The following is a 26,363-nucleotide window of genomic DNA, read 5'->3' as shown; positions in this document are numbered from 1 at the left end:
CGCTCCGTCCCTCGTCGTCGGATCCCTCACAGCTTCGCCCCCTGCCCGGCCGCCACGCGCAGCACGTCGGCGAAGACGCCCGCGGCGGTGACCTCGGGACCAGCGCCGGGGCCTTGCACGATCAGCGGATTGTCGCAGTAACGGCGCGTGGTGAACTGCACGATGTTGTCGGTCAGGCGCAGGTTGCCGAAGGCGTGCCCCGACGGCAGCTCGACCAGCCCCACACTCGCATGGCCTTCGGCATCGAGTCGTGCGACGTAGCGCAGCACGTTCCCCGCGGCGCGCGCGTTCGCAAGCCGCTCACCGAACGTGGCATCCACCTCGCCCAGTCGCGCCATGAAGTCGTCGACACTCGCCTGCCGCAGCCCTTCCGGCACCAGGCTCTCGACCTGCACGTCTTCCAGCGCCAGTTCCCGGCCCGCTTCGCGCGCCAGGATCACCAGCTTGCGCGCCACGTCGGTCCCGGACAGGTCATCGCGCGGATCGGGTTCGGTGTAACCCAGGCCGCGCGCTTCGGTGACCAGCTGCGAGAACGGCACGCTGCCGTCGAACCTGTTGAACAACCAGGCCAGGGTGCCGGAGAAGATGCCTTCCACGGAGACCACGGTGTCGCCGGTATCCACCAGGTCGCGCAGGGTCGAGATCACCGGCAGTCCCGCACCGACCGTGGCTTCATAGCGGAAGCGGGCACCGCTGGCCGCAGCGGCGTCGCGGATGGCGTGGTAACGCGCCAGCGGACCGGCACCGGCCTGCTTGTTCGGCGTGATGACGTGGATGCCGGCGGCCAGCCATTCGGCGTAACGGTCCGCGACCACCGGGCTGGCGCTGCAGTCCACGATCACCGCGTGCGGCATGTGCGCGGACAGCAGGTGCTGCGTGAAGCGGTCGAGGTCGGCCGGTTGCGTACTGGCGTCGAAGCGGGCGCGCCAATCGGGGCCGATGCTGCGCTCGTCCAGCAGCATGCGCCTGCTCGAGGCGATGGCGCGCAGGCGCAGGTCGACGTTGGCCTTGCCCAGCAGTTGCGGTTGCGCCGCGCGCAGTTGCTCGATCAGTGCGCCCCCGACATTGCCCGGGCCGATCACGCCCACCGCGAAGGTCTGCGGTGACAGCCAGAAGCCCGCATGCGCCGCACGCAGCGCCTTGGTGGCGTCGGCGCTGTCGATCGCCACCGAAATGTTGCGCTCGGACGACCCCTGCGCGATCGCCAGGATGTTGACCTGCGCGCGCCCCAGTGCGCCGAACAGGCGCGCCGATACGCCGGGCGTGCCCGCCATGCCGTCGCCGACCGCGGCGAGCACGCTCACGCCATCGCGCCGCTGGACGCGCTGGATCTGCCGGGTGTCCAGCTCGTGCGCGAAGGCGTCCAGCAGCGCCGCCTGCCCCTTTCCCGCCTCGCTGGCCCGGACCACGCAGCAGATCGAATGCTCGGACGAGCCCTGCGAGATCATCACCACCGACACATGCGCGTTGCGCAGCGCCGCGAACACGCGCTCCGCCGTGCCGGGGACGCCGATCAGGCCGGTGCCTTCCAGGTTCAGCAGCGCCAGGTCGGCGCTCAGCGTCAGTCCCTTGACCGGCCCGACCGCATCGCGTTCGGCGGTGATGCGGGTGCCGGGATGCTCGGGATGGAAGGTGTTGCGGATGATGATCGGCAGGCCGCGTTCCATCGCCGGCGACATGGTCTGCGGGTGCACGACCTTGGCGCCGAAATATGCGAGTTCGCAGGCTTCGTCGTAGCTCAGGGCACCCAGCTGCACGGCTTCCGGCACCACGCGCGGGTCGGCCGACAGCACGCCGTCCACGTCCGTCCAGATGTGCAGTTCGGCGGCGTCGTACAGGGCGGCGAAGATGGCGCCGGAGTAGTCGCTGCCGTTGCGGCCGAGCGTGGTGAAACGGCCCTCGCGGTCGCGCGCGACGAAGCCGGTGGCCACGACGCGGCGCTGGGGGTGTGCGGCCTGCCACGCCGCCAGTCGCTGCGCGCTGGTTTCCCAGTCGACCACCACGCCGAGTTCGCCGTGGTCGACGCGCAACACCTCGCGCGCGTCCAGCACGGCGCAGTCTTCGCCCTGCAGCGTCAGGTATTCCCCGAGCAGGCGCGCCGAACAGACTTCGCCCAGCCCCTGCACGCGCTGCAGGACGAGTTCCGGCAGCCCGCCAATGACGATCAGTGCGTTGAGGATTTCCTCGAGCCGGGTGAAGCGCTCGTCCACCCATTCGATCACCGGTCCCGATGCCTCGCCGAGCAGCGCGACGGCCGCACCGCGATGGCGCGCACGCAAGGCGTGCCAGGCCTCATGCCACTCCGGGCGATTGGCCGCGGCCAACTCGCACAGCTCGATCAACGCGTCGGTCACGCCCTTCATCGCCGACACCACGGTGACCTGCACGTCCTCGTCGCGCGCCAGCAGCAGCTGCGCCACATGGCGGTAACGGTCGGCATCGGCGACGGAGGTGCCGCCGAACTTGTGGACGACGGTGCGCGGTTTGGGTTGTTCGACTTCGGCGTTGCGGGACGACATGGGTCAGGAACCTCGGGTAGGAGGCCCGGCACGGCGTCAGGAAGTGGGGAGGCCCTGCATCCTGATCCGGGTGCGGGGCCGTGGTCTGCGGATTACGCGAACACAACCAACCGCACCCGACGAGTCAGGGTGGTAATGGTGGTGGTAATGGACGTGCGTCCGGCATCCGCGCGCGCCACCGCAGCCGACGGGGCCGGCGTGGACAACATGGCGTGCGAGGCATGCGAGTGCATGGACGAAGAAAAACACGCCACCCGGGGGGGCTGTCAAGCGTTGCGACGCAACAACGCCAAGGATTTCAGATGGATGCAACTGAAACCAATGGTGTGCGCACTACAGCATGCGGGTCATGAAGACGCTGTTGGGATCCTCGGCGTAATCGCCGAACGGCGCACACGGAATGAAGCCTGCGCGGGCGTAGAGCGCACGTGCCGGCGCGAAGTACGCCATTGATCCGGTTTCCAGGCTGAGGCGCGAGTACCCGCGCCGGCGGGCCTCCCCGACGATATGGTCAAGTATCCGCTGGGCGACGCCACGACGCAGATGGTGCCGCGCCGTCCGCATCGATTTCACCTCGCCATGGCCCGCATCCAGTTGACGCAGCGCACCGCAACCGGCGAGCACCTCGCCATCCCATGCCGCCCAGAAACTGATGCCGTCGCCACGCAGCCCATCGAGGTCCAGCGCATGCACGCTTTCAGGGGGCGAGGTGCGATGCATCCAGTCCAGGTGCTCCTGCAGCAGCGCAATGACGTCAGGATGGCGGAGGTCATCGAGGCGGATGTCCATGGGTGCGAACAGGTGGGGGGCGTTGTCCCACAGTGCCATGAGGATCGTCGGCGTGATACGGCCGGGCGCCGGATGCGTCGTACGTGGCGGCGCTTCGTGCGAGAATCGGCGCCGATGGCCCCGTAGCTCAGCTGGATAGAGCGGTCCCCTCCTAAGGGACAGGTCGTGCGTTCGAATCGCGCCGGGGTCACCATCTTTCCCATTGCCCGCGCCGCCTGCGCACCTCGGCGAATCGACGATCTATCCGTTCCCGCATCGGCAATCCGAATAAAGCCCGGCACCGAATCATCGGCGTTCCGCGCAATCATCGACGGGCCCGGAATCGCTGGAAAAACACAGACTTACGCAAGGTCCGGCGGGCCGTCTCTGGTAGAATCGCGCACCTCTTTCGATGCTTCGCCGTCCGGCGGCATCCCGTGCAACGACCCTGGAGCTTCCATGCCTGCTGACCTCCTCAAGGCCCTCGGCCTTACCACCACCAACTCCGGCACCTACCTCGGCAGTGGTGAGTGGTCCACGACCACCGACGCCGGCCTGCTGCAGTCGATCAACCCGACCACCGACGAGGTGATCGCCGAGGTCCATGCCAGCAGCCAGGCCGACTACGAGAAGATCGTCGCGCGCGCCCAGGCCGCCTTCAAGATCTGGCGCACCACGCCGGCGCCGCGCCGCGGCGAAGCGGTGCGCCTGTGCGGCGAAGCGCTGCGCAAGCACAAGGACGCGCTGGGCTCGCTGGTCGCGCTCGAAATGGGCAAGAGCAAGCCCGAAGGCGACGGCGAAGTGCAGGAGATGATCGACATCGCCGACTTCGCCGTGGGCCAGAGCCGCATGCTGTACGGCTACACCATGCACTCCGAGCGCCCCGGCCATCGCATGTACGAGCAGTACCAGCCGCTCGGCCTGGTCGGCATCATCAGCGCGTTCAACTTCCCGGTCGCGGTGTGGGCATGGAACGCGTTCCTGGCCGCGATCTGCGGCGACATCTGTATCTGGAAGCCGTCCAACAAGACGCCGCTGACCGCGATCGCCAGCATGAAGATCTGCAACGAGGCGCTGAAGGCCGGCGGGTTCCCGGACATCTTCTTCCTGATCAACGACGCCGGCGTGGAACTGGCGCAGCAGTTCGTCGACGACAAGCGCATCCCGCTGATCAGCTTCACCGGCTCCACCCAGGTCGGCCGTACCGTCGGCGAACGCGTCGCGCGCCGCATGGGCCGCAGCCTGCTGGAACTGGGCGGCAACAACGCGATCATCCTCGACGAAAGCGCCGACCTGAAGCTGGCGATCCCCGGCATCGTGTTCGGCGCCGTCGGCACCGCTGGCCAGCGCTGCACCACCACGCGCCGCCTGATCGTGCACGAATCCATCTACGACACCGTGCTGTCCACGCTGGTCAAGGCGTACAAGCAGGTGGAAGGAAAGATCGGCGATCCGCTGGATCCGGCCAACCTGATGGGCCCGCTCAACAGCCAGGGCGCCGTGCAGCAGTTCCTGGATTCCATCGCCAAGGCCAAGGCCAGCGGTGGCACCGTCGAGACCGGCGGCACCGCGATCGACCGCCCGGGCAACTTCGTCCTGCCGGCGATCGTCACCGGCCTGAAGAATTCCGATGAAGTCGTCCAGCACGAGACCTTCGCACCGATCCTGTACGTGATGAAGTTCAAGACCCTGGACGAAGCCATCGACATGCAGAACGCCGTGCCTCAGGGCCTGTCGTCGTCGATCTTCACCCAGAACCTCAAGGCGGCCGAGCAGTTCCTGTCGGCGGCCGGCAGCGACTGCGGCATCGCCAACGTCAACATCGGCACCAGCGGCGCCGAGATCGGTGGTGCATTCGGTGGCGAGAAGGAGACCGGTGGCGGCCGCGAGTCCGGCTCGGATGCATGGAAGGTCTACATGCGCCGCCAGACCAACACGATCAACTACTCCGACTCGCTACCGCTGGCACAGGGCATCAAGTTCGACCTCTGACCCGAGCGCGGCCGGCCGGCACGCGTGCCGGCTGCCCTGAATGGGCCGGCTTCTGGGATAATCGCGCCACCCCTTCCGGGTGGCGCTTTTTTTGTCCGCCCGGTCCAGCGCCGGCGCGCCTCCCTGACCCCTGCACGGAGCCCCTGATGAACCAAGCCCGCACCACCAGCAGCCTCGCCATCGCCAGCCTCGTGTCCGGCATCCTCGGCTGGACCCTGTTGCCCTTCATCGGCACCCTCGTGGCCATCATCACCGGCCACATGGCGCGCGCCGAGATCCGCCGCAGTGCGGGCACGCTGGACGGCGACGGCATGGCCATCGGCGGCTTGATACTGGGCTGGGTGTCGGCGCTGCTGTGGGTGATCGGCATCGCGGTGATCTTCCTGTTCCTGGGCGGCATGGCCTGGCTGGCGACGTTGAACTGACTCCGCGCGCGTCCATGTATTCGTTCGCCCGCCCCTTCCTGTTCGGCCTCGACGCCGAGACCGCCCATGGCATGGGCCTGAAGGCGCTCGACCTGGCCTACCGCACGGGCACCACCCCGCTGGTGGCGCGGCCGATCACGCCGATGCCCACCAAGGTCATGGGCCTGACCTTCCCCAATCCCGTCGGCCTGGCCGCCGGCATGGACAAGAACGGCGCGCACATCGATGCCCTGTTCGCGCTGGGCTTCGGCTTCGTCGAGATCGGCACGGTCACGCCGAAGCCGCAGTCGGGCAATCCGAAACCGAGGATGTTCCGCCTGCCGGAACACCAGGCGGTCATCAACCGGCTCGGCTTCAACAACGAAGGCGTCGATGCACTGGTGCGCAATGTCGAAGCCGCGCGCCGCGACCGCGGGCTGCTCGGCATCAACATCGGCAAGAACAAGGACACGTCCAACGAGCGTGCCGCCTCCGACTACCTGTACTGCCTGGAACGCGTCTACCCGCTGGCGGACTACATTACCGTCAACATTTCATCGCCCAATACCGCTGGCCTGCGCGAACTGCAGGAAGAGCAGGCGCTGCGCCAGCTGATCGGCACGTTGCGCGAGGCGCAGGAAGAGCTGGCCGCGCAACACGGTAAGCGTGTGCCGATGCTGGTCAAGATCGCGCCGGACCTGTCGGACAGCGACATCGACGCCGTCGCCCGCGTGCTCGGCGACATGCAGGTCGATGGCGTCATCGCCACCAACACCACCGTCTCGCGCCTGAGCGTGCAGGAGCATCCGCAGGCGCGCGAGACGGGGGGACTGTCGGGCGCGCCCCTGATGGGCCAGGCGACGCTGGTGCTGCGCCGGTTGCGCACGCGGCTGCCGCACAGCATTCCGCTGATCGGCGTCGGCGGCATCCTGTCCGGCGCCGATGCCGTGGCCAAGATGTCGGCCGGTGCCTCGCTGGTGCAGTGCTACACCGGCCTCGTCTACCGCGGCCCCGAACTGGTCCGTGAATGCGTGGAAGCGATCCGCCGCCGCCGCGAAGCCCCGAGCGGCGGGCCGGTAGCGCCGGAATGACCACCGGCTACCGCGTCACCCCGAACGCCTCGCTGCGCGAGCGCACCACCTTCGGCGTGCCGGCGCGGGCGCCGTGGCTGATCGAGGTCGACGATGCAGCCGCGCTCGACGAGGTATTCGCGCTTCCCCAGGTGGCCGAAGGCGGATCGCTGGTGATCGGCGGCGGCAGCAACCTGTTGTTCGCCGGTGACGCACCGGGCGCCGTGATCGCCATGGCCACGCGCGAGGTGCGCATGCTGTCCGACGATGGTGGCCATGCGCTCGTGCGCGCGGATGCCGGGGTCGACTGGCATCCGCTGGTGATGTGGACGCTGGACCAGGGCCTGTGCGGCCTGGAGAACCTGGCGCTGATCCCGGGCACCGCGGGCGCGTCGCCGATCCAGAACATCGGCGCTTATGGCACCGAAGTGGGCGAGTTCATCCATGTCGTCGAGGCCATGGATCGCCGCGACGGCACGCGTGTGCGCCTGGACCGCGACGCGTGCGCCTTCGCTTACCGCGACAGCGTCTTCAAGCACGATCCCGACCGCTATCTGGTGACTGCGGTGGAGTTCCTGCTGCCGCGCGCGCCTGCGTTGCGGCTGGATTACGCGGGCATCCGCGACGAACTGGCGGCGATGGGCATCGCCACGCCGACCGCCCGCGATGTCGGCGAAGCGGTCATCCGCATCCGCCGGCGCAAGCTGCCGGACCCCGCCGTGGTCGGCAACGCCGGCAGCTTCTTCAAGAATCCCATCGTCTCGCAGGCGCAGGCGGATGCGTTGCTGGTCGATTACCCGACCTTGCCAGTGTTCCGTGGCGATGCCACGCACAACCGAAAGCTGTCGGCGGCCTGGATGATCGAAGCCTGCGGCTGGAGGGGCCACCGCGATGGCGATGCAGGCGTATCCGCAGCGCACGCGCTGGTGCTGGTCAACCACGGCGAAGCCACCGGTGCGCAGCTGTTGGCGTTGGCACGACGCATCGCAGACGCGGTGAATGCGCGCTTCGGCGTGTGCATCGAGCCGGAACCGAAGATCATCGGCGCCCGCTGGTAGATCACCGGACCGCATGCCCGCCCTGCCCGCCCACTATCGCGCCGCCGTGCTGATGCTGGGCAGCACGGTGTTCTTCGCGCTGATGGTGGTGGCGATCCGACTGGCGTCGGCGACCCTGCACACGTTCGAGATCGCGTTCTTCCGCAACTTCTTCGGCCTGCTGGCGGCGGCCCCGCTGATCCTGCGGCACGGCCCCGGCTTCCTGAAGACCACGCAGTTCCCGCGCTACCTGTTCCGCTGCGTCATCGGGATCTGTTCGATGCTGGCCGGCTTCTGGGCGATCGGCCACCTGCCGCTGGCGCAGGCGGTGTCGCTGTCGTATTCCACGCCGCTGTTCGTCACCCTGGCCGCCGCCGCCCTGCTCAACGAACAGGTTCGCGCACGCCGCTGGACTGCGGTGGCACTCGGGTTCGCCGGGGTGTTGATCATCGTGCGCCCGGGTACGTCGCAGTTCACCGCCGACGCGATGATCGCGGTACTCGCCGCGGTGATGAGCGCGCTGGTCGCGATCCAGATCAAGCAACTCTCGAACACCGAACCGGCCGACCGCATCGTCATCTACACCACCCTGCTGTGGGTGCCGATGTCGCTGGTGCCGGCGCTGGCCGTGTGGGAATGGCCGCAGGGCATCACCTGGGCCTGGGTCGTCGCCGCCGGCGTGCTCGGCACCGGCGGCCACATGCTGTGGACGCGTGCGCTCAAGTTGGGCGAAGTATCGGCGCTCACGCCGATCAGCTTCATGCAGCTGCCGGTGGTGGCGGTGTTCGGGTGGCTGTTGTTCGACGAGTCGCTGGACCGGTGGACGCTGCTTGGCGCCGGCATCATCTTCGGCGCCAACGCGTACATCGCCCATCGCGAGGCGGTGCTGTCGCGGCGCTCGGCCTCGGAGGCCGCCAGCGCGGCCGCCAAACCCGGCGAGTGACCGTTCCGGCGACTCAGCCCCGCCTGGCGGGCTGCTTGCCGGGCCGGTCGCCGGCGCGATAGCGCTGCACGAAATCCGCGTCGTCGTCATCCAGCGTGTTCGGGTCCGCCGCCAGCAGGGGGGCGACGTATTGCCGGTACAGGGCCTGGGCCTCGGCCTTGCGTCCCAGCTCGTTGTACGTGTCGATCAGGTTCCAGGCCGCGATACGGGTTTCCAGGTCCGTCTCGCCCAGCACGCGCCGGCGCAGTGCGAACAGACGCTCGTACTCCGGCACGGCGTCCGCGGTCCGACCGAGCACGCGCAAGGCTTCGGCACGGATGACCATGGTGACCTGCGCTTGCGGGTGCTTTTCGCCGAGCGTCTTCAACGCCAGCGGCTGCACGTCGCCCAGCAGGCGCAGTGCCGCTTCCGCCTGGCCGGCATTGAGCAACGTGCCGGCATGATTGACCAGGATCGACAGCGTGTCCGGATGCGCGGCACCCTGGGTCCGGCTGCGCGCGGTGATGACCTGCTCTTCCAGCGGCAGTGCGGCGGCGAAATCGCCGAGCCTGGCATACGCGGTCGCCAGGTTCAGGCGCGTGCGTACCGTCTGCGGGTGGTCGCGGCCGAGCACGCGTTCCCGCGCGGCGAGTACCTCGCGCAGCGCCGGAACCGCGGCTTTCACCGCCTGCTTGTCGCCGCCGTCGATCATCATCGTGGCCAGCGTGCTGCGCGCCTGCAGGGTGGTGGGATGTTCGCTGCCCAGCTTGGTGATGTAGCGCGCGGTGAGGTCGCGCTGCATGGCGATCGCCGCGTCCTTCTCGCGGTTCATGATGCGCAGGACGGCCAGGTTGCCCATGGCGGACAAGGTTTCGTCGTCATCCGGACCCAGCGTCGCGGTGCGCAGCGCCACCACGTTCTCCATGTTGGCGCGCGCCTCGGGCAGTTCGCCCAGGTTGCGCTGCACGGCGGCGAGGTTGTTGGTGGCCTCCAGCGTGGCCGGATCGCGCTCGCCGACGCTGGCGAGCAGGCGCTCCTGCACGGCCTGCACGACGCCCTTGGCGCGCGGGCGATCGCCGCGTGCGGAGATGACCTGCGCCTGCGCCAGTTCCAGCTTGACCCGCACCTGGTCGTTCACGGGCAGCGCGAACGCGCGCGGCAGCGCCTTCTGCAACACGGTCTCGGCCTGGTCGATGTGCGCGCCTTCGAGCAGCGCCTGCACCTGTTCGTTGCGCGCACGCAGCGTCTCGGGCGCACCCTCGCCCAGCGCGGCCGCGCGATGCTCGGCGACGCGGCCGAAATGCTCGGCCGCCTTGTCGTAACGTCCGATGGCGGCGTACACGCGGGCGACCGATTCACGCAGGCTGGCCGCCACGTCGGGCTGGTCGGCGAAATCGCGGGCGATGGCCTCTTCCGCGTTGGCGAGCAACTGGCGATCCACCAGGTCGCGCGCCAGGTCGCCGGTGCTCGCCTTCGCCAGCGTCGCACCGAACGCCGAGGAGGCGCCGGGATCCACGCTCGCCACCTGGCGCACCAGGCCTTCGGACAGACCGACACCCATGGTCTCGATGTCGATGCCCTCCAGCATCGACTGCTGGAAGGCGGCGACCTTCTCCAGCTCCGCGCTGCGCGCCTCGGCGACGCTGCGCTGCGTCCGCGCCTGTTGCAGTCCATACAGCGACAGCGCCAGTCCCCCCAGCAGCGCCAGCAGGCCGAAGCCCGCCGCCACGGCTGCCGTGCGATGGCGGCGCAGGAACTTCCGCCACGCATAGCGCCGGCTCGGCGGTACCGCCGCCACCACGCGGCCATCCAGATAGCGCTGCAGGTCGTCGGCCAGCGCCGCGACCGCGTCGTAGCGCGCGTCACGGTCGTGCTGCATGGCCTTCAGCACGATCCAGTCCAGGTCGCTCCGCAGCCGCGCGCGCATCCGCGCCAGCGACAGGCCGCGTTCCTGTGCCATCTGCCGGGCCTGGTCGGCGGGCAGCGCCGCCAGTCGCGACGACGGCGCCACCGCGGTCGGCGTGTCCGCCGCCCAGGTTTCGCCCACGGCCTCCGGGCGTACGCCGGTCACCAGTTCGCACAGCACTACGCCGAGCGAATAGACATCGCTGCGGGTGTCGACCTGGGCGGCGTCGCCCTGCGCCTGTTCGGGGCTCATGTACTCGGGAGTGCCTGCACGCTCCAGTGCGGCGTCGCCGGCCAGCGACGCGGCCATGGCGATGCCGAAATCGATGATCTTCGGCGCCGGCCGCCCGTCCACCGTATCCACCAGCAGGTTGCCGGGCTTGAGGTCGCGGTGCACCACGCCCTTGTGGTGCGCATGCTGCACGCCCTCGCAGACACGGATGAACAAGGCCACGCGCTCGTCCAGCGACAGCTGATGGTCGCGGCAGTGGCGCGTGATGGGGCTGCCGTCGATCAGCTCCATGGCGAAGAACGGGTAGCCCTCCGCCGTGGTGCCGGCGTCGTAGATCTGGGCGATGGCGGGATGGCGCATCTGCGCCAGCACCTGCCGCTCGACCTCGAACCAGGCCAGGTGGCGCGCCTGCAGGCGCTGGGAGCGCATCAGCTTCAGGGCGACGTCGCGGCGCACCGGCTCCAGCTGCGCAGCCCGGTAGACCTCGCCCATGCCGCCCCGCCCCAGCAGGTCCTCGATGCGGTACCTCCCCAGTCGCGCGCCCGGCGCCAGCGTGCCGTCGGGCGCCGTCGGGGCGTCCTGCAGGCGCGTGGTCAGGCTCTCGGTGGGTGCGAGGTCGTCGTAAGGTTGCGATGTCATGCCACTTTCCCCGGTGCGCCCGGCCATGGTAGCGGAAGCGTGAGTTGACCGACCTATCCGTTACACTCGGGCCCGCACCTGTCAGCCGTCTTCGCATGTCCCGGGATTCCCACGATCCACCGACCACGCAACGGACCATCCTGAGCGACGGCCCGCGTCCGGCGTCGCACCGGTCCGCGTGCGTGGTGGTCATCCATGGCGAAGGCCTGGGCCGGCGGGCCGACATCGACACCGCGCGCGTGCGCGTGGGCCGCTCCCAGGAAGCCGACCTGCACATTCCGCACAACAGCGTCTCGCGCCTGCACTGCGAAATCTGGCGCGAGGGCGACAGTTACCGCGTGCGCGACCTCGGCGCCACCAACACCACGCGGGTCAACGACGACCCGGTTGGCGAGGCGGTGCTCGCCGACGGCGACCACATCACGCTGGGCGAAAGCATCCTGAAGTTCATCAGCCACAGCAGCGTGGAAGCGCACTACCACGAGGAGATCTACCAGCTCGCCACCCACGATGCGCTGACGGAGATGTACAACCGCCGGCATTTCATCGAGACCGTCGAGAAGGAGATCGCCCGCGCCATGCGGCACCAGCGCGAACTGACCATGTGCATCATCGACGTCGACCTGTTCAAGCCGATCAACGACCGTTACGGCCATATCTCCGGCGACCACGTACTCAAGCAGATCGCGGCGCTGGTGCGCCGGCACGTGCGCAACGACGATGCCGCCGCACGCATCGGCGGCGAAGAATTCGCGGTGCTCCTGCCCGAGTGCGGACCGGACGCCGCCTACGGATTCGCCGAGCGCCTGCGCGAGGCGGTGGAAGCGGTGGTGTTCCGTCCCGGGGGCCACGCGCAGACGATCACCGTCAGCATCGGCATCGCCGCGCTGACGCCCGACCGCGACACGGTGAGCCGCATGATGGCCGCGGCCGATGCCGCCCTGTACCGCGCCAAGAGCGAAGGCCGCAACCGCGTCTGCATCGAGCACTGACCGGGGCGCGGCTCAGCGGGCCAGCGGATCGACGCCGAAGCCGCCTGCGCGCCATGCGTCGATGCCGCCACGCAGCGGCAGCACGTCGTGGAAGCCGGCCGCGCGCAGCTTGCCGGCCATCCACGCCGCGGACACTTCATCGGGGCACGCGCAGTAGATGACGACCTTTCCGTCGCGCGGATAGCCGGCGAGGATGCCGTCGAGCCGGCGCTCGTCGGCGAAGATCGCCCCCGGGATGATGTAGGGATCCACCGCGCGGAAGCCTGGCGCACGGATGTCGAACAGCGCCGGGGCATTTCCCGACCGCATCAGCGCATTCAGGTCCGACGGTTCGATGCGCGCGGCGTCCAGCGACTTCAGCAGGCTGCGTCGACGCCACCAGCGCCACGCGACATAGACCGCCAGCACGGTCCCGACCAGCACGCCGGCGCCGGCGCCCAGTTGCGACAGCGTGTCGATCACCGTTTCGACCTGCCGCGAGAACACCACGCCCAACCCCAGCCCCAGCGCGGCCCACAGCGTGGCGCCGAGCCCGTCGTAGCGCAGGAAAGACGGCAGTCGCGCCTGCATGGCGCCGGCCAGCGGCACCGATACCATCGACAGACCGGGAATGAACTTGGCCACCGACAGCACGCGGATGCCGAAACGGCCGTAAAAGCGCTCGGTGCGCTTCATGCAGGTGTCGCGCGACAACGACAGCCGGCACAGCGACTGCAATGTACGGTTGCCGTAACGGCGACCCGCGTAGAACCACGCGCTGTCGCCGATCAGGCTGGCGGCCACCGAGACGGCCAGCACGCCGAGCAGCGGCAGCCACATCGTGTCCGGCTGCAGCGCCAGTCCGGCGCCGACGAGGATGAGCGTGGGCATCGCGGGCACGGGCAGGCCCAGCGACAACACCAGCACGTTGAGGAAGACCAGGGCCACGCCGTACTTGTCCACCACGTCCTGCATCGCGCTCCCCGTCCCCCTCATCATCGCCGCGCGTGTCGGCGCGCGGCCATGTTCGATCCACGCCCGCGCGGCGGCAAGGCACCGGGCCGCAACGATGCGTTGCCGGGCCGCGATGACGGCCGATGCCGGACGCGCCACGTGCTGCGACGCGAGATCGCTGCATTTACCTCAGCGGCTACGGCGCCGAGGAAGGGGGGCATCGCGGCCAATGTCGGGGGTATCGGCAGCCAAACCCGGCGCCATCACGCCGGCTTAATGCCGCCGGCGTCGCGACGCACCACCATCCGCCCCTGTACGGTCGCCGCCCCCACGCGTGCCGCACGCCAAGGCAGTCCATCCCGTTGAACGTCCCGCCTGACTCTCGCCGGAGGATCCGATCATGGTTGCACCCGTACGACCCGCCCGCCTGCCGCTCGTCCTTGCGGCCGCCACGCTGACGCTGGCGGTCGCCGCCCCCCTGAAAGCGGAGGAAGGCGACTACAGCTTCTGGCAGACCCTGGTGAACCTGGTCTCGCCGCCGAAGGCGGACAACAAGGTCACCGCCGCCCAGCGCACCGGCCACTATCCGCTGCTGTCCAATCCCTCCGGCTTCAACGACGGCTTCCAGCCGGGCCGCTACGACGCGTGGCAGACCATCCAGCTGGCGCCGTCGACGGGCGCCGTGTGCGGCGACGGTTCGCCGTTCAAGTTCTTCGTCAACCGCGTCGCCGATACGCGCAACACCATCATCTACATGGAGGGCGGTGGCGCGTGCTGGGACTACGCCAGTTGCAGCGGCCAGGGCGGCATCCGCGGTGCACGCAATCCGAACGGCATCCCCGACGACTACATGAGCCTGCTGAATCCCGGCGCGAGCCTGGTCAGTCCGTTCGTCACCCGGGTCAGCCCGTTCGAGTCGGTGAAGACGCAGGGCTGGAACATGGTTTACGTGCCCTATTGCACCGGCGACATCTACAGTGGCGACAAGGTGGCCGTCTACAACGAACCGAGCGGGCAGAATGCCCCCCTGGTGTGGCACCACAACGGCACACGCAACGTGCGCGCGGTGGTCGGCTGGCTGAAGGACAACCTGCCCCGCCCGACGCAGATGCTGTCCACCGGCTGCAGCGCCGGCGGCGCCGGCAGCCTGACCAGCTACCACCCGTTGCGGCGCGACATGGCGCCCACGCGCAGCTTCCTGATCGACGATTCCGGCCCGATTTTCCCCACGCCGAAGAACGGCAATCCGGTCGACTACCCCTCGCAGCCGCTGATGGCGCTGATCCGCAACGCGTGGGGCCTCGACCAGCCGAACGGCCCGCTGCCCTATCTCGCCAGCGGCCTGCCGCAGTTCGACCTCAACGAACTCGGCACCCTGTATCCCGCCCTGTCCAGCAAGTACGCCAGCGACCGCATGGGCCATACGCACTTCTGGAAAGACCTCAATTACTCGTCGTACTCGTACGAACGCTTCTATCCCGACATCGCCAACGCACCGGACCAGGCCACCAAGGAAGCACGCATCCATGCGCGCTGGAACACGGATACGGCACGCCTGCGGGACCGCCTCAACGGCTTGAACAATGTCGGCGGCTACTTCCCGCAGTACCGCGCGCTCAACGAAAGCCACTGCACCACCATCGTCGATTTCAAGAACGCCGACGTTCAGGCGCAGAACCTGGAATTGAAGCACTTCATCGACAGCGTGCTCGACGGCCAGGGCAAGGTGCTCGATGCGAGCGAACAGGACGACAAGGCCGACAAGGCCAAGCCGTTCAACCTGCTGTACTGGCTGGTCGACCAGCTGATGGGCTGAGGTCCGCGCCCGAGGGCCGTCGTGAGGCGACGGCCCCGGCGCACGAGGAGTACGCATGAGGAAACTGCTGACACTGCTGGTGCCGCTGCTGGTGTTCACCGCCGCCGCGCTCTGGTGGACGCACGCCGCGTCCCGGGGAGTGCCGACGACGCCCCCTGCCCCTGCGGGTTCCGCAGGTGCCCCCTCTCCGGCGCTCGACACCCTGCAGGCCACGCCGCAAGCGCAGGCCTATCGCGAGCGCCAGCGCTTCGAGGCAGAGGCGAAGGACTTCTTCGCGCGCGCCGCCTCCCTGCGCGCCGTGGAGCGCAGCGAGCGGGCGGACGCGCTGAAGCGGCAGATCGACCGCTACGAGGCCGCCGCCGGATTGTCCGCGGGCGAAGCCCTGCTGTTGCGGACCGCGCTGGTCAAGGCGACCGTGGACGACCCCGCGCAGCAGGCGGCAGAGGTGGCCGTGATCGCCGACCGCTATCGCGCACACGCTGACCAGCGCATGGCCGCTTTCGCCGCGCAGCAGGCCAACGACCCACGCTTCCAGTCCTACAAGGCACGCGAGGCGCAGGTCGTTGCCGAGGTCATGGCCGCCACCACGATTCCCGCCGGCCTCACCCGCGACCAGTACCTGCGCCAGCGGCTGCAGGAAGAGCGCGAGCGCGCGTACGCGCCTTGAAAAGCATGAAGAAGGATGTGGGAGCGACGTAAGTCGCGAGAGACCACCGGCATCGTTTCATCGCGACTTACGTCGCTCCCACAGGAGCCCTAGCCTTTAATCTGGCCTTTTGACCTGCCACGGCCGCTCGCGAATGCGGTACAGCGCCATATAGCCCCCGACACCCACGCGATGCCGGCGTCCCAGCCGCCAAGGATGTCTGATGGCTGGTGATGGCCAGCACCACCATCCCCGCCGGTCTTATCCGCGACTAGCAATCTGCGCCAGCGACTGCAGGATAAGCGCCAGCGCGCGTACGCGCCTTGAAAAGCATGAAGAAGGATGTGGGAGCGACGTAAGTCGCGAGAGACCACCGGCATCGCTTCATCGCGACTTACGTCGCTCCCACAGGAGCCCTAGCCTTTTACCTGCCACGGCCGCTCGCGGATGCGGTACAGCACCAGGTAGACACCCGACACCCAGGCGATGCCGGCGGCGAATCCGCCGAGGATGTCGGACGGATAATGCACGCCCAGGTAGATGCGCGAGACGCCGACCAGCACCGCGAAGCTGCCCGCCAGGGCGACCGCCACCCAGCGCCAGCGCGTGTGCCAGCACAGCAGCACGACCACCATGGCCAAGGTGGCCGAACCCATCGCGTGGCCACTGGGAAAGCTGAAGGTGTGCTCGGGCGCGATGGATTCCCACAAGGTGGGCCGGTCGCGCTGGAAGAACTGCTTCGTGGCCATGTTCAACAGCGCCGAACCTGCGAACGACACGCCGGCGAAGGTGGCCTCACGCCAGCGTCGCGCGATCAGCAGGCCGGCCGTCAGTGCGATGTCGACCGGCACCACGCCCCACTGGTAGCCGATCGCCGAGATGAAAATGAAGAACCGGTCCAGCGCCGGCCCCGCCATCGCATGCGCGCGCCACAGCAGCGGATCGTCGAAGTAGAAGGCTTCAAGTTCGTGGACTTCGTCCGCCAGTTCGACGAACAGCCACAACGGGGCCAGCAGGCAGAGGAAGAGGAGGACGAAGCGCCCGCCATGTTCGCGAAACAGCCCGGCGATGAAGCGCCGGCCGTTCGCCAGCGTGTCAGCCGGCAGCACGCGCGTACTTGGCCTCGACGTAGTCGTCGATCAGGGCGACGAACTCGTGGGCGATGTTCTCGCCACGCAGCGTGACCTTCTTCTCGCCGTCGACGAACACCGGCGCGGCCGGCGCCTCGCCCGTGCCTGGCAACGAAATGCCGATGTTGGCGTGGCGCGATTCGCCTGGCCCGTTCACCACGCAGCCCATCACGGCGAGGGTCATGTTCTCGGCACCCGGATGGGTGACCTTCCACTCCGGCATCTTGCCGCGCACATGTTCCTGCACGACCTTGGCCAGCTCCTGGAAGAATTCGGACGTGGTCCGCCCGCAACCCGGACACGCGGTAACCATGGGCGTGAACGCGCGCAGGCCGGTGGTCTGCAGCAGTTCCTGCGCGACGATCACTTCCTGCGTGCGCGACTGGCCGGGTTCCGGCGTCAGCGAAATGCGGATGGTGTCGCCGATGCCTTCCTGGAGCAGCACGGCCAGCGCGGCGCTCGACGCCACGATGCCCTTGCTGCCGATGCCGGCCTCGGTCAGGCCCAGGTGCAGCGCGAAATCGGTGCGGGCCGCCATGTCGCGGTACACCGCGATCAGTTCCTGCACGCCGCTGACCTTGGCAGACAGCACGATGCGGTCGCGCGGCAGGCCGATCTCGACAGCGCGTTCGGCCGAATCCACCGCCGAGCGGATCAGCGCCTCGCGCAGTACGCGGCCGGCGTCCCACGGGATGTCGCGCGTGTGGTTCTCGTCCATCAGCTGCGCCGCGAGCGCCTGGTCCAGCGAACCCCAGTTGGCGCCGATGCGCACCGGCTTGCCGTAGCGGATCGCGAACTCGATCAGCTGGGCGAACTGGGTGTCCTTCTTCTTGCCGAAGCCTACATTGCCCGGATTGATGCGGTACTTGGCCAACGCTTCCGCACAGGCCGGCTCGCCCGCCAGCAGCTGGTGTCCGTTGTAGTGGAAGTCGCCGATCAGCGGCACCGAGATGCCCATCATCTCGAGCTTTTCGCGGATGCGCGGGATGGCGGCGGCGGATTCGGGGTTGTTGACGGTCAGCCGGACCATTTCCGAGCCGGCCCGCCAGAGTTCGGCGACCTGCTTCACGCTGCCGGCGACATCGGCCGTATCGGTGTTGGTCATCGACTGCACCACCACCGGGCGGCCACCGCCGACGACGGCATTGCCGATCTGAACGGCCTGGGTGATGCGGCGCGGCCAGGGCGCGGCGTCGGTGGGAGGCGTGGGGCGGGTGACGGCGTCGTGCATGGCGGCATTGTAGCGTGGGCCGCCCGGGGGGCTCGTGCACGCCCCTGCGACGCCATGCCGCAGGTCCGGCCCGCGCGCTTGCACTAGCATGTGACCATGCCGAATACGCTGCTGACCCTGTCGCCCTCGTTCCTGCGCACGCTCTGCAACCTGCGTTGGGTGGCGATCGTGGGCCAGGCGGTGACCGTGCTGGTGGCGCTCGGTCCGCTTGGCATCGATCTGCCGCGCTGGCCGCTGTGGGCCGGGATCGGTGCGCTGGGACTTTTCAACGTCTACGCCACCTGGTGCAGCCGCCGGCCCGGCGAGGAGCGCGCCGCCGAAGCCTTCGCCCACATGCTGGTCGACGTTGCCGTGCTGTCCTGGCTGGTGGCGTGGAGCGGCGGCATCGGCAACCCGTTCAGCTCCATGTTCCTGCTGCTGATCGCGGTCTCTGCGCTGGCCCTGCCGTTGCGCTGGGTGCTGGCCACGGGCGTGGCGTGCCTGCTGGGCTACGTGCTGACCGCCGTCTTCGGCCGGCCACTGCCGCACCTGCATGGCGACCACTTCAACGTGCACCTCTGGGGCATGGCGGTGAACTTCGTGCTTTCCGCCGGCGTGGTGCTGTACTTCTCCACGCGCCTGGTCGCCGCGCTGCGCCTGCGCGAACAGGAACTGGCCCGCCTGCGCGAGCGCTTCGCGCGCAACGAGGGCATCGTCGCGCTGGCCACACACGCCGCCGCCGTCGCGCACGAGCTCAACACCCCGCTGGCGACGATGACGCTGCTGACCGAGGACATCCGCGAACACGCGAGCGAGCCCGACATCCGCGAGGATGCCGGCACCATGCGCCAGCTGATCGACCTCTGCCGCGACCGCGTGCGCGCACTCGCCGCCTCGGCCGACATGGGCGTGCGCCAGCGCGTCGACCTGGACGATGTGGTGCAGCGCTGGCAACTGATCCGCCCGACGGTGGAACTGCAGCGCACCGGCGCCCTGCCGCCGTGGCTGGCGACCGACGCCTCCACCGGTCACCTGCTGCAGGCGCTGTTGAACAATGCCGCCGACGCCAGCCGCCAGGCCGGCTCGCAACGCGTGGACCTGGACCTGCGCTGCGAAGGCGACGAGCTGGTCGGCACCGTGCGCGACTATGGCAACGGGTTCCACGAAGCGTTGCCGTTCCAGTCCGAGCAACTCTTCCGCACCAGCAAGCCGGAGGGCATGGGCGTGGGCCTGGCCCTGTCGCACGCCACCATCGAGCGACTGGGTGGACGCATGACCATGCGCGCGGTGCCGCCGAAGGGCGTGCAGGTGCAGTTCCGCCTGCCGGTGGCGGGCAATGACGAATCTCCCTGATGAGAGGCATCCGATGAAAGGCCTGCTGGTCGACGACGACGAACTCTATGCGCGCACCCTGCAACGCAGCCTGGCGCGCAAGGGCATCGAGACCGAGATCGCGCTGGACGCCGCCAGCGCGTTGGCGAAAGCGCGCGAGTGCATACCGGATTTCGCGCTGGTCGACCTGAAACTGGGCGCCGACTCCGGCCTGTCCCTGATCGAACCCTTGCGTGCGCTGCGCGCCGACATGCAGATCCTGCTCGTCACCGGCTATGCCAGCGTCGCCACCGCGGTGGAGTCCATCAAGCGCGGTGCCGACGACTACCTGCCCAAGCCGGCCACCGTGCCGACCATCCTGCGTGCGCTGGGGCTGGAGACCCCCGCCGTGCCGGGCGACGAGGCGGATGCGGCAGAAGACACCATGACCCCGCTGAGTCGGCTGGAGTGGGAGCACATCCAGCAGGCGCTCGCCGAAACCGAAGGCAACATCTCCGCCGCCGCACGGCTGCTGGGCATGCACCGCCGATCGCTGCAGCGCAAGCTGGCCAAGCGTCCCGGCCCCGAGCGCCGCTGGATCGACGAATGACGTCAGGGCGCCGGCTCGCGATCAGGTTCGCTGCCCGCGCCCATCCCCATGCCCATCCCGGCGCCGCCTGCACCGCCCCCTCCGCCCTGCCGTCCCTCGCCTTTCGCGCCCTCGCCCTTGCCCTTGGAGGCGACCGGCCGCGCCGGACCTTGCCGCGGTATCGCCAACGAGGGCGGGATGGGTTCCAGGTCCAGCACGCCGCGGATGAAGTCGCGCAGCGACACCACCAGCGCATCGGTGCGGATCGGCCGGCCCGCCGCCAGATCGGTGGCCGCCTGCACGGCCAGCCGCACCTGTTCGTCGGTGCCCAGCAGGATGATGTCCGACAGCGCCGCTTCGACGGCATCACGGATGCGCCGTGACCGGTCGCTGCCGTCGTCGACCAGCTCGACGCCCGCGTCGCGCGCCTGCGCACGCAGGTCGCGCAAGTGGCGAGGATCGACGTCCAGCGACCCGGTGAACGAACCGCCGAGCACCTTGTAGGCCGCGATCAGCGTGCGCAGCCGTTCGTTGATCTGCCGATTCTCGCGCGCCCGCCGCTCCTGCACCGTCTGCATAACCAGCAGGCGGATGCCGACGCCGATCACCGTGATCAGCGCCAGCCCCGCCAGGGTAGTCAACAGGCCCTGCCATGAACTGAAGTCGAGACCGCGCATGGCAGGCATCCTCCGAGTGTGCGGCCGCTACCTTACCCAACTCCGTGTTGCCGCCGTGCATGGCCCTCAGAACGTTTTCCGCAGCACCACTTCCCAGCTGCGCGGATCGCCGAGGTAGGCCATCGTGCTGCCCAGCGCGTACACCACATGGGTGCGGTCGCCGAGGTTGCGGCCACGCACGGTCAGTTCCGTACTGTAGTTCCAGCGGAAGCCCACGTGCGCACCCCATGTCGCGTAGCCTGCGGTCGACAGCGTGTTGGCGGCATTGGCAAAGCGCGACGACACGCCACGCATGTCCACGCCGGCAGACCAGCGTGGCGTGAAGCGGTAGTCCAGCCACACGTTGCCCACGCGCGATGGGGTGTTGGTGGGGCGATTGCCGGCGCGCGATACCGGTACGCCGCCAACGTTCTCGTAGAAATCATCCAGCGTGGCATCCACCCAGGCCAGGTTGCCCTCGACCTTCAGCGCCTCCGTCGGCCGCCAGCCGAAGGTCGCTTCGATGCCGCGGGACGACTGCTGGCCGACCGGCAGCGTCTGCCCCGGATTGGAGGGATCGGTGATGGCAAGGTTGCGACGCACGACGCGGTATGCCGCCAGCGTCGCGAAGTTCCGCGCATCGCGCGACTGGAACTTCGCGCCGATCTCGCCCTGGCGACCCGTGGTCAGGTCGAAGTCGCGTAGCGTCGCGAAGTTCGCGGTGCTGAGAATGCCTGCCGGCGGATCGGCCGCGGTGCTGTACTGCGCGTAGACGCTCGCCTGCGGCGTGATGGCCCAGTTCAGCGCGACACGTCCGGTGGTGGGCGAGTATTCGCGCTCGAATCGGGCGGGATTGGTCGCACTGACCGCGCGATGGTTCACCACGTCCAGCACGATGCGGTCATGGCGCAGGCCGGTCAGCAGCGACAGCGACGGCGTCAGTTCGGTCAGGTTCTCCGTGTAAACCGCCTGCGTGTGCAGCCGGTTGGTGCGGTCGGGCGTGTAGACGATCGCCGTGCCGGGTACATCGAGGAAGCGTCCCGGCGTGACCGCATCGAGCCGCACCGTATCCACCGTGGCCGAGAGCGAAAGCGGGAAGCGCGTCTGCCGGTTGTAGCTGACGTCCAGGCCGGTCGCCCATTGCGTCGGCAGGCCGAACAGTTCGCCTTCGTGGCTCCATTCCAGCCGGTTGCCGTAGACCTGCTGGTCGTGCCGCTGCAGCAGCGTGCCGGAACGGATCACGCCGTCGTTGCCGGCGGTCAGGCGGTAGCTCTCGACGTTCCGATAGTCTCGCAGCGCGTCGTAGTGATAGAGGGTGTTGCGCACGGTGTCGTGCTCGCCAGGCGTCCACTCCAGCAGCGAACGCGCCCAGCGCACGTCCTGTCCGTAGTAGCCGTCGGCGACGTTGTAGTTGCGGCCGATGGTCTGCGGCAGCACCGACAGGCGACTGGTGGCGGGCTGGCGCACCGGCGTGCCCCAGTATGGACGATGGCTGTCCTCCTGCTGGACCTCCACCGCCAGGGTGTGTCGCAGGGTCGGCGCCAGTTGCGCCAGCCACGAAGCGGCGAGTGTCGATGCTTCGCGCTCCTGACCGTCGATCCAGCTCTCGCCATCACGCGTGCTGGCATCGACACGGATCGCCTGGCGCGCATCGTCGCCGCCGATGTGAAGGTTGGCCCCCATCGCCAGCGTGCCATCGCGGAACGAGCCCCACGACGCCTGCACGGCGGCTTCGTCGCGGTCCAGTCGCGCCAGCCGGGTGACGTAGTTGATCGTGCCACCGACCGCGCCCGCGCCATACAGGAAGCTCGACGGACCGCCGATGGCTTCCACCCTCTCGTATTGCCACGCATCCACCGGTCGGGCGGCGATGCTGGCGTACTGCACGTCGATGCCATTGAATAACTGCGTGATCTGGCTGCCGGAGAAACCGCGGTACGTCACCGCATTGCCATTGCCCGGCGGCGACGCGACGGTGAGGCCGGGAATGCCGGCCAGCGCTTCCTGCGTGGTGCGCACGCCACGGGCATCGAGCGCATCACGGTCGATGACGGTGACCGACGCCGGGGTTTCCAGCAGCGTCAGCGACAGGCGCGTGCCGGTGCCGGTGACCTGCTCAAGGCCGGCCTGGTGGCCTTTGACCTCGACCGTGTCGAGCTGGGTGGCGCGGGAGCCATCGGGCAGCACGACAGCGTCGGCGGCACGCGCGGAGGGGGAAAGCGAGAGGGTCGCGGCAATGGCCACGGACAGGCACGACGCGCGCGGCGTCGCCCGGGATATCAGGAACATGGAAACTCCAAAGCACAAGGACGCGGCGCACGGGCCGCACGATCAACGAAGGGTCTTGTGGTTCAGAGGAGGACCGGCGGTCCTTGTCCGCCGAGGCCGCGCAGCCGCAGGCGACGCGCGGGCGGTAGCGCCGGGACGCTGGAGAGGATGCCGCCGGAAAGACGGGGAAACAGCAGCGCGATGCAGAGCAGCAGCAACGGCAACACCGCCGCGAGGGTGCAGTACGCGCAGTCGGCACCCATCGCCATGCCGGCGGGCGACGGCGCCTTGCCAAACGGCGCCTTGGCGACCGGCGATTCGGCCCGCGTATCGACCCACTTGATGCCATCGGTCGTACACAACTCGGTCCAGCCTGCCAGCATCTGCGATCCCGTGGCGGTCACCCACCGCGTTACCGACGGCGCGAACGCCATCAGCAGCGCCGCCAGCAAGGCCAGCTGCAGCATCGGTCGGAGGAAGGCGGACGAACGGATCACCGCGCGATTTTATGCGGGACAGATCATCGGAGTCAGGTGCGACGAAGTGCCGCACCTTGGCGCGTCAGGGGAATACGACGCGCGCACCCAGCAACCGTGGCTTCTCGCCGGCCACATCGGTCCACGCCAGCCACGCGGCATCGTCGTGCCATTGCAATCGCGGGATGCCGCTCGCGCGTCCACGTGCGGACAGGGTGGCGACATCGACGCGCCGCGCGCCGGCCCAGGCGTGGTCGTAGCGTGCCAGTACCAGCGTCTGGCGTTCGTCTTGCGCCTGCTCCAGCCAGCTCACCAGGAGATGGCCATCGCCATGGACCAAACCCAGGCGACCCAGCACCTGCATGCCCTTCGCCAGCGTCACCGGCGCACCGAACGTATCGCCGGCGTCGTCCGAACGTGCCGCACGCAGTTCCGGCACGCCACCTGCTTCCGTGTACCAAGCGACCCAGACCGTGGCACCGTCCGCCACCGCCATCGGCCCGTTGACGGGACAACCGGCGATCTTCCAGCCATCCGCATGCACGTCGCGAGGCGACGTCCAGCGCTGACCGTCGAAGCGAACGATGCGCGTATCGCGGATCTCGCCATCGCCACGTCCTCTATAGACGACCACGACGCCACGATCCGTCACCGCGGACGAAGTGGTGCAGCAATCGCAGGTGGATGCGTCCAGTGGCCACTCTCCCACCTGCTTCGCCTGCGGATCGTAGGTCGCGGCACGCAGCATCATCGCCGCACCGCCTGCGTGGTCGTGTCCTCCACCGTCGTGCCCCGCATGTCCGGACGCCGCCTTCTGCCGGCTGTCGAGCCATGCGATACCCAGCCGGTCGCGTGCCTGCGGCCAGAACGTCACGAAACCATGGTCTCCCGGCGTACCGGACGGATGCACCAGCTGCGGCGCGCTCCACGTCGTGCCGCCATCACCGGAGCGCACCAGGTCGATTCCGTAGTCCATCCGCGACGGCCCGGTACTGCGCAGCCAGTGCGCCCACAGCGAACCGTCCGGCAGGGCATACACATGCGGGGTGTCGGCCCAGTTGACGAACCATGCGTCGCCTTCGGCGATCGTGCGCGGCGACTCCCAGCCCTGCGTCCCGGCAGGCCGGCGGCTGAAACGCAGGCGATGGCCTGCGCCATCCATCGGTTCGACCCAGCTCAACAGCAGCGCGCCGTCCGGCGTGGAGACCAGGTCGGGCTGTGCGGCGCCCGGCGGCGAAGGGAGGTCCGCCACGTCCACGACCGGTGACGGCACAACGGCCACGGGCACAGGTTCGCCCGGGGGCGAACAGGCGGCCAGCGAGGCGAGCAACACCGGCAACCACGGACGGGACCAGCGGGACTTCAGCATGAGGGACGATTCCGGCCGACGGGACCGCGCCATTCCAGCACGGAAGCCGCCTCACTGGGTGCGACCGTCTGTCGCAGGCATTCGCGGTGCGCTTCGTCGCGAGCGTTTATCCTTGCACCATGACCGACACCGCCCGCGACATCCTCACGCCCACCCAGCTCAACACGCTGGCGCGCGACCTGCTGGAAGGCGCGTTTCCGCTCGTGTGGGTGGAAGGCGAGCTGGGCAATGTCACCCGTCCGGCCTCGGGCCATCTCTACTTCACGCTGAAGGATGCGCGTGCGCAGGTGCGCTGCGCGATGTTCAAGCCGAAGAGCCAGTGGCTCAAGTTCGCACCCCGCGAAGGACTGCGCGTCCTCGCGCGCGGCCGGCTGACGCTCTATGAAGCGCGCGGCGATTACCAGTTGGTGATCGACAGCCTGGAAGAGGCCGGCGAAGGCGCGCTGCGCCGCGCCTTCGAGGAGATGCGGGCCAGGCTCGCAGCGGAAGGCGTGTTCGACGACGCACGCAAGCGTGCCCTGCCCGCCCATGTGCGACGCCTCGCCGTGCTGACGTCGCCCACCGGCGCGGCTGTGCGCGACGTGCTCAGCGTGCTGCAACGGCGCTACCCACTGGTGGATGTCGATGTACTGCCCGTGCAGGTGCAGGGCGAGGCAGCGGCGGCGCAGATCGTCGACATGCTGCAGCGCGCCGCGCGCAGCGGGCGCTACGACGTGTTGCTGGTCGCCCGCGGCGGCGGCTCGCTGGAAGATCTCTGGGCCTTCAACGATGAACGCCTCGCGCGCGCCATCGCGGCCTCGCCGGTCCCCGTGGTGTCCGCCATCGGACACGAGACGGACTTCACCCTCGCCGACTTCGCTGCCGACCTGCGCGCGCCCACGCCCTCGGTCGCGGCCGAGCTGCTGGTGCCGGACCAGCGCGACCTGCTGTCGCGCGTTCGCACGTTTCAGCGCCGGCTCGCGACCACCCAGGCACATCGCATGCGCAATGCCATGCAGCGCGCGGACCGCGCCGCCCTGCGGCTCCACGCGCAGCGCCCGCAAGCGCGGCTGCAGATGCTCGGGCGGCGCCAGCAGGATGCCGTCCGTCGCCTCCACGTCCTCTGGCGTGACCGCCACGCGCGCCGCCTGGCCGCGTTGCGCCATGCCGATGCGGTGCTGCGTGCGCATGCGCCGCAGCGCCGCCTCGAGCAACTGCGCGCCCGCCTGCTCGCGTTGGCCCCGCGTCCGCAGGCCGCCGCCGTGCGCGCACTGCAGCGGGACACCTTGCGCCTGCGTGCACTCGCCCGCTCCCTGGAAGCCATCAGCCCCTTGGCCACCGTCGCCCGCGGCTACGCACTGGTGACGAAGGAGGACGGCACGCTGGTGCGCTCGGTGGCGCAGGTGCGGCCAGGCGACCGGCTCGAAGCGCAGGTCAGCGATGGCCGATTGACGCTGCGCGCCGACTAGCGCCTTCGCTCACCCTCGACGTCACTGCGGA

General features: G+C 69.0%; 21 protein-coding genes and 1 tRNA gene. 12 read left to right on the top strand and 10 right to left on the bottom strand.

Translation table 11 applies throughout. The features are described from left to right. Positions 1-26: 26 nt before the first annotated feature. A complete protein-coding gene (gene thrA / locus ACSQ19_RS14555) occupies positions 27-2,519 on the bottom strand; it encodes a bifunctional aspartate kinase/homoserine dehydrogenase I (protein ID WP_435997925.1) in 2,493 nt (830 codons plus the stop codon). Between the two features lie 333 nt (positions 2,520-2,852). Next, a complete protein-coding gene (locus ACSQ19_RS14550) occupies positions 2,853-3,347 on the bottom strand; it encodes a GNAT family N-acetyltransferase (protein WP_435997923.1) in 495 nt (164 codons plus the stop codon). A gap of 77 nt (positions 3,348-3,424) precedes the next feature. Here ACSQ19_RS14550 and ACSQ19_RS14545 point away from each other — a divergent pair. From ACSQ19_RS14545 to ACSQ19_RS14520, 6 genes are all read left to right on the top strand, one after another. After that, positions 3,425-3,501 (top strand) — tRNA-Arg (locus ACSQ19_RS14545). Positions 3,502-3,746: 245 nt separating this feature from the next. Beyond that, entirely contained in the window at positions 3,747-5,279 is a 1,533-nt protein-coding gene (amaB, locus tag ACSQ19_RS14540; RefSeq protein ID WP_435997921.1) for an L-piperidine-6-carboxylate dehydrogenase, read from the top strand. Positions 5,280-5,425: 146 nt separating this feature from the next. Next, positions 5,426-5,704, top strand: coding sequence for a DUF4190 domain-containing protein (locus ACSQ19_RS14535; protein ID WP_296280191.1), 279 nt, complete (start codon positions 5,426-5,428; stop codon positions 5,702-5,704). Positions 5,705-5,718: 14 nt separating this feature from the next. Beyond that, entirely contained in the window at positions 5,719-6,774 is a 1,056-nt protein-coding gene (locus tag ACSQ19_RS14530) for a quinone-dependent dihydroorotate dehydrogenase (protein ID WP_299341951.1), read from the top strand. After that, the gene (murB, locus tag ACSQ19_RS14525; protein WP_435997918.1) at positions 6,771-7,811 is read left to right on the top strand and encodes a UDP-N-acetylmuramate dehydrogenase; all 1,041 of its coding nucleotides are present in this window, start codon (positions 6,771-6,773) and stop codon (positions 7,809-7,811) included. The genes ACSQ19_RS14530 and murB overlap by 4 nt, the downstream gene beginning before the upstream one ends. A gap of 13 nt (positions 7,812-7,824) precedes the next feature. After that, positions 7,825-8,733, top strand: coding sequence for a DMT family transporter (locus tag ACSQ19_RS14520; protein WP_435997916.1), 909 nt, complete (start codon positions 7,825-7,827; stop codon positions 8,731-8,733). 13 nt (positions 8,734-8,746) lie between these two features. On the opposite strand, the gene ACSQ19_RS14515 is transcribed toward ACSQ19_RS14520, so the two are convergent. Beyond that, on the bottom strand, positions 8,747-11,488 hold the full coding sequence (locus ACSQ19_RS14515; RefSeq protein WP_435997914.1) for a tetratricopeptide repeat protein: 2,742 nt from the start codon (positions 11,486-11,488) through the stop codon (positions 8,747-8,749). Between the two features lie 95 nt (positions 11,489-11,583). On the opposite strand from ACSQ19_RS14515, the gene ACSQ19_RS14510 reads away from it, so the two are divergent. Next, complete coding sequence (locus ACSQ19_RS14510; protein WP_296280186.1) at positions 11,584-12,480, top strand: GGDEF domain-containing protein; 897 nt, start codon at positions 11,584-11,586, stop codon at positions 12,478-12,480. Positions 12,481-12,492: 12 nt separating this feature from the next. Here ACSQ19_RS14510 and ACSQ19_RS14505 read toward each other — a convergent pair whose 3' ends face one another. Next, positions 12,493-13,434 carry a DedA family protein/thiosulfate sulfurtransferase GlpE gene (locus ACSQ19_RS14505; protein ID WP_436000992.1) on the bottom strand — a complete coding sequence of 314 codons (942 nt, stop codon included), beginning with the start codon at positions 13,432-13,434 and terminating at the stop codon, positions 12,493-12,495. A 379-nt stretch (positions 13,435-13,813) separates the two neighbouring features. Between ACSQ19_RS14505 and ACSQ19_RS14500 the strand changes: the two genes are divergently transcribed. Further along, complete coding sequence (locus tag ACSQ19_RS14500; protein WP_435997911.1) at positions 13,814-15,229, top strand: pectin acetylesterase-family hydrolase; 1,416 nt, start codon at positions 13,814-13,816, stop codon at positions 15,227-15,229. A 55-nt stretch (positions 15,230-15,284) separates the two neighbouring features. After that, positions 15,285-15,896 carry a hypothetical protein gene (locus ACSQ19_RS14495; RefSeq protein ID WP_435997909.1) on the top strand — a complete coding sequence of 204 codons (612 nt, stop codon included), beginning with the start codon at positions 15,285-15,287 and terminating at the stop codon, positions 15,894-15,896. Positions 15,897-16,291: 395 nt separating this feature from the next. Here the strand turns inward: ACSQ19_RS14495 and ACSQ19_RS14490 are convergent, their stop codons facing one another. Together ACSQ19_RS14490 and ispG are read right to left on the bottom strand one after the other, a co-directional pair. Continuing rightward, positions 16,292-16,966, bottom strand: coding sequence for a phosphatase PAP2 family protein (locus tag ACSQ19_RS14490; protein ID WP_296280256.1), 675 nt, complete (start codon positions 16,964-16,966; stop codon positions 16,292-16,294). Positions 16,967-16,970: 4 nt separating this feature from the next. After that, entirely contained in the window at positions 16,971-18,236 is a 1,266-nt protein-coding gene (gene ispG, locus ACSQ19_RS14485) for a flavodoxin-dependent (E)-4-hydroxy-3-methylbut-2-enyl-diphosphate synthase (RefSeq protein ID WP_296280182.1), read from the bottom strand. Between the two features lie 96 nt (positions 18,237-18,332). Here ispG and ACSQ19_RS14480 point away from each other — a divergent pair, with 96 nt between their 5' ends. After that, the gene (locus ACSQ19_RS14480) at positions 18,333-19,568 is read left to right on the top strand and encodes an ATP-binding protein (protein WP_435997907.1); all 1,236 of its coding nucleotides are present in this window, start codon (positions 18,333-18,335) and stop codon (positions 19,566-19,568) included. 13 nt (positions 19,569-19,581) lie between these two features. Further along, positions 19,582-20,136 (top strand): response regulator transcription factor, encoded by a 555-nt coding sequence (locus ACSQ19_RS14475; RefSeq protein WP_435997905.1) that lies wholly within the window; start codon positions 19,582-19,584, stop codon positions 20,134-20,136. A gap of 2 nt (positions 20,137-20,138) precedes the next feature. Here ACSQ19_RS14475 and ACSQ19_RS14470 read toward each other — a convergent pair whose 3' ends face one another. The 4 genes from ACSQ19_RS14470 to ACSQ19_RS14455 form a co-directional block, all read right to left on the bottom strand. Continuing rightward, a complete protein-coding gene (locus ACSQ19_RS14470; protein ID WP_435997903.1) occupies positions 20,139-20,792 on the bottom strand; it encodes a hypothetical protein in 654 nt (217 codons plus the stop codon). A 66-nt stretch (positions 20,793-20,858) separates the two neighbouring features. After that, complete coding sequence (locus tag ACSQ19_RS14465) at positions 20,859-23,060, bottom strand: TonB-dependent receptor (protein ID WP_435997901.1); 2,202 nt, start codon at positions 23,058-23,060, stop codon at positions 20,859-20,861. Between the two features lie 62 nt (positions 23,061-23,122). Beyond that, positions 23,123-23,536, bottom strand: coding sequence for a DUF2946 family protein (locus tag ACSQ19_RS14460; RefSeq protein ID WP_435997899.1), 414 nt, complete (start codon positions 23,534-23,536; stop codon positions 23,123-23,125). Positions 23,537-23,600: 64 nt separating this feature from the next. Continuing rightward, positions 23,601-24,884 carry a sialidase family protein gene (locus ACSQ19_RS14455; protein ID WP_435997897.1) on the bottom strand — a complete coding sequence of 428 codons (1,284 nt, stop codon included), beginning with the start codon at positions 24,882-24,884 and terminating at the stop codon, positions 23,601-23,603. A 119-nt stretch (positions 24,885-25,003) separates the two neighbouring features. Between ACSQ19_RS14455 and xseA the strand changes: the two genes are divergently transcribed. After that, positions 25,004-26,332, top strand: coding sequence for an exodeoxyribonuclease VII large subunit (gene xseA / locus ACSQ19_RS14450; protein WP_435997895.1), 1,329 nt, complete (start codon positions 25,004-25,006; stop codon positions 26,330-26,332). The last annotated feature ends 31 nt before the right edge of the window (positions 26,333-26,363 follow it).

Source organism: Pseudoxanthomonas sp. LjRoot127 (assembly GCF_964253495.1).
GTDB lineage: Bacteria > Pseudomonadota > Gammaproteobacteria > Xanthomonadales > Xanthomonadaceae > Pseudoxanthomonas_A.
This window is presented reverse-complemented; position numbering and strand designations above follow the sequence as displayed.

Coding starts and splice junctions, on each gene's coding strand:
- thrA (WP_435997925.1), bottom strand. CDS start 2,519: ATGTCGTCCCGCAACGCCGAAGTCGAACAACCCAAACCGCGCACCGTC.
- ACSQ19_RS14455 (WP_435997897.1), bottom strand. CDS start 24,884: ATGCTGAAGTCCCGCTGGTCCCGTCCGTGGTTGCCGGTGTTGCTCGCC.
- ACSQ19_RS14510 (WP_296280186.1), top strand. CDS start 11,584: ATGTCCCGGGATTCCCACGATCCACCGACCACGCAACGGACCATCCTG.
- ACSQ19_RS14515 (WP_435997914.1), bottom strand. CDS start 11,488: ATGACATCGCAACCTTACGACGACCTCGCACCCACCGAGAGCCTGACC.
- ispG (WP_296280182.1), bottom strand. CDS start 18,236: ATGCACGACGCCGTCACCCGCCCCACGCCTCCCACCGACGCCGCGCCC.
- ACSQ19_RS14505 (WP_436000992.1), bottom strand. CDS start 13,434: ATGCAGGACGTGGTGGACAAGTACGGCGTGGCCCTGGTCTTCCTCAAC.
- ACSQ19_RS14535 (WP_296280191.1), top strand. CDS start 5,426: ATGAACCAAGCCCGCACCACCAGCAGCCTCGCCATCGCCAGCCTCGTG.
- ACSQ19_RS14480 (WP_435997907.1), top strand. CDS start 18,333: ATGCCGAATACGCTGCTGACCCTGTCGCCCTCGTTCCTGCGCACGCTC.
- ACSQ19_RS14470 (WP_435997903.1), bottom strand. CDS start 20,792: ATGCGCGGTCTCGACTTCAGTTCATGGCAGGGCCTGTTGACTACCCTG.
- ACSQ19_RS14495 (WP_435997909.1), top strand. CDS start 15,285: ATGAGGAAACTGCTGACACTGCTGGTGCCGCTGCTGGTGTTCACCGCC.
- ACSQ19_RS14500 (WP_435997911.1), top strand. CDS start 13,814: ATGGTTGCACCCGTACGACCCGCCCGCCTGCCGCTCGTCCTTGCGGCC.
- ACSQ19_RS14550 (WP_435997923.1), bottom strand. CDS start 3,347: ATGGCACTGTGGGACAACGCCCCCCACCTGTTCGCACCCATGGACATC.
- ACSQ19_RS14520 (WP_435997916.1), top strand. CDS start 7,825: ATGCCCGCCCTGCCCGCCCACTATCGCGCCGCCGTGCTGATGCTGGGC.
- ACSQ19_RS14465 (WP_435997901.1), bottom strand. CDS start 23,060: ATGTTCCTGATATCCCGGGCGACGCCGCGCGCGTCGTGCCTGTCCGTG.
- amaB (WP_435997921.1), top strand. CDS start 3,747: ATGCCTGCTGACCTCCTCAAGGCCCTCGGCCTTACCACCACCAACTCC.
- ACSQ19_RS14530 (WP_299341951.1), top strand. CDS start 5,719: ATGTATTCGTTCGCCCGCCCCTTCCTGTTCGGCCTCGACGCCGAGACC.
- murB (WP_435997918.1), top strand. CDS start 6,771: ATGACCACCGGCTACCGCGTCACCCCGAACGCCTCGCTGCGCGAGCGC.
- ACSQ19_RS14475 (WP_435997905.1), top strand. CDS start 19,582: ATGAAAGGCCTGCTGGTCGACGACGACGAACTCTATGCGCGCACCCTG.
- xseA (WP_435997895.1), top strand. CDS start 25,004: ATGACCGACACCGCCCGCGACATCCTCACGCCCACCCAGCTCAACACG.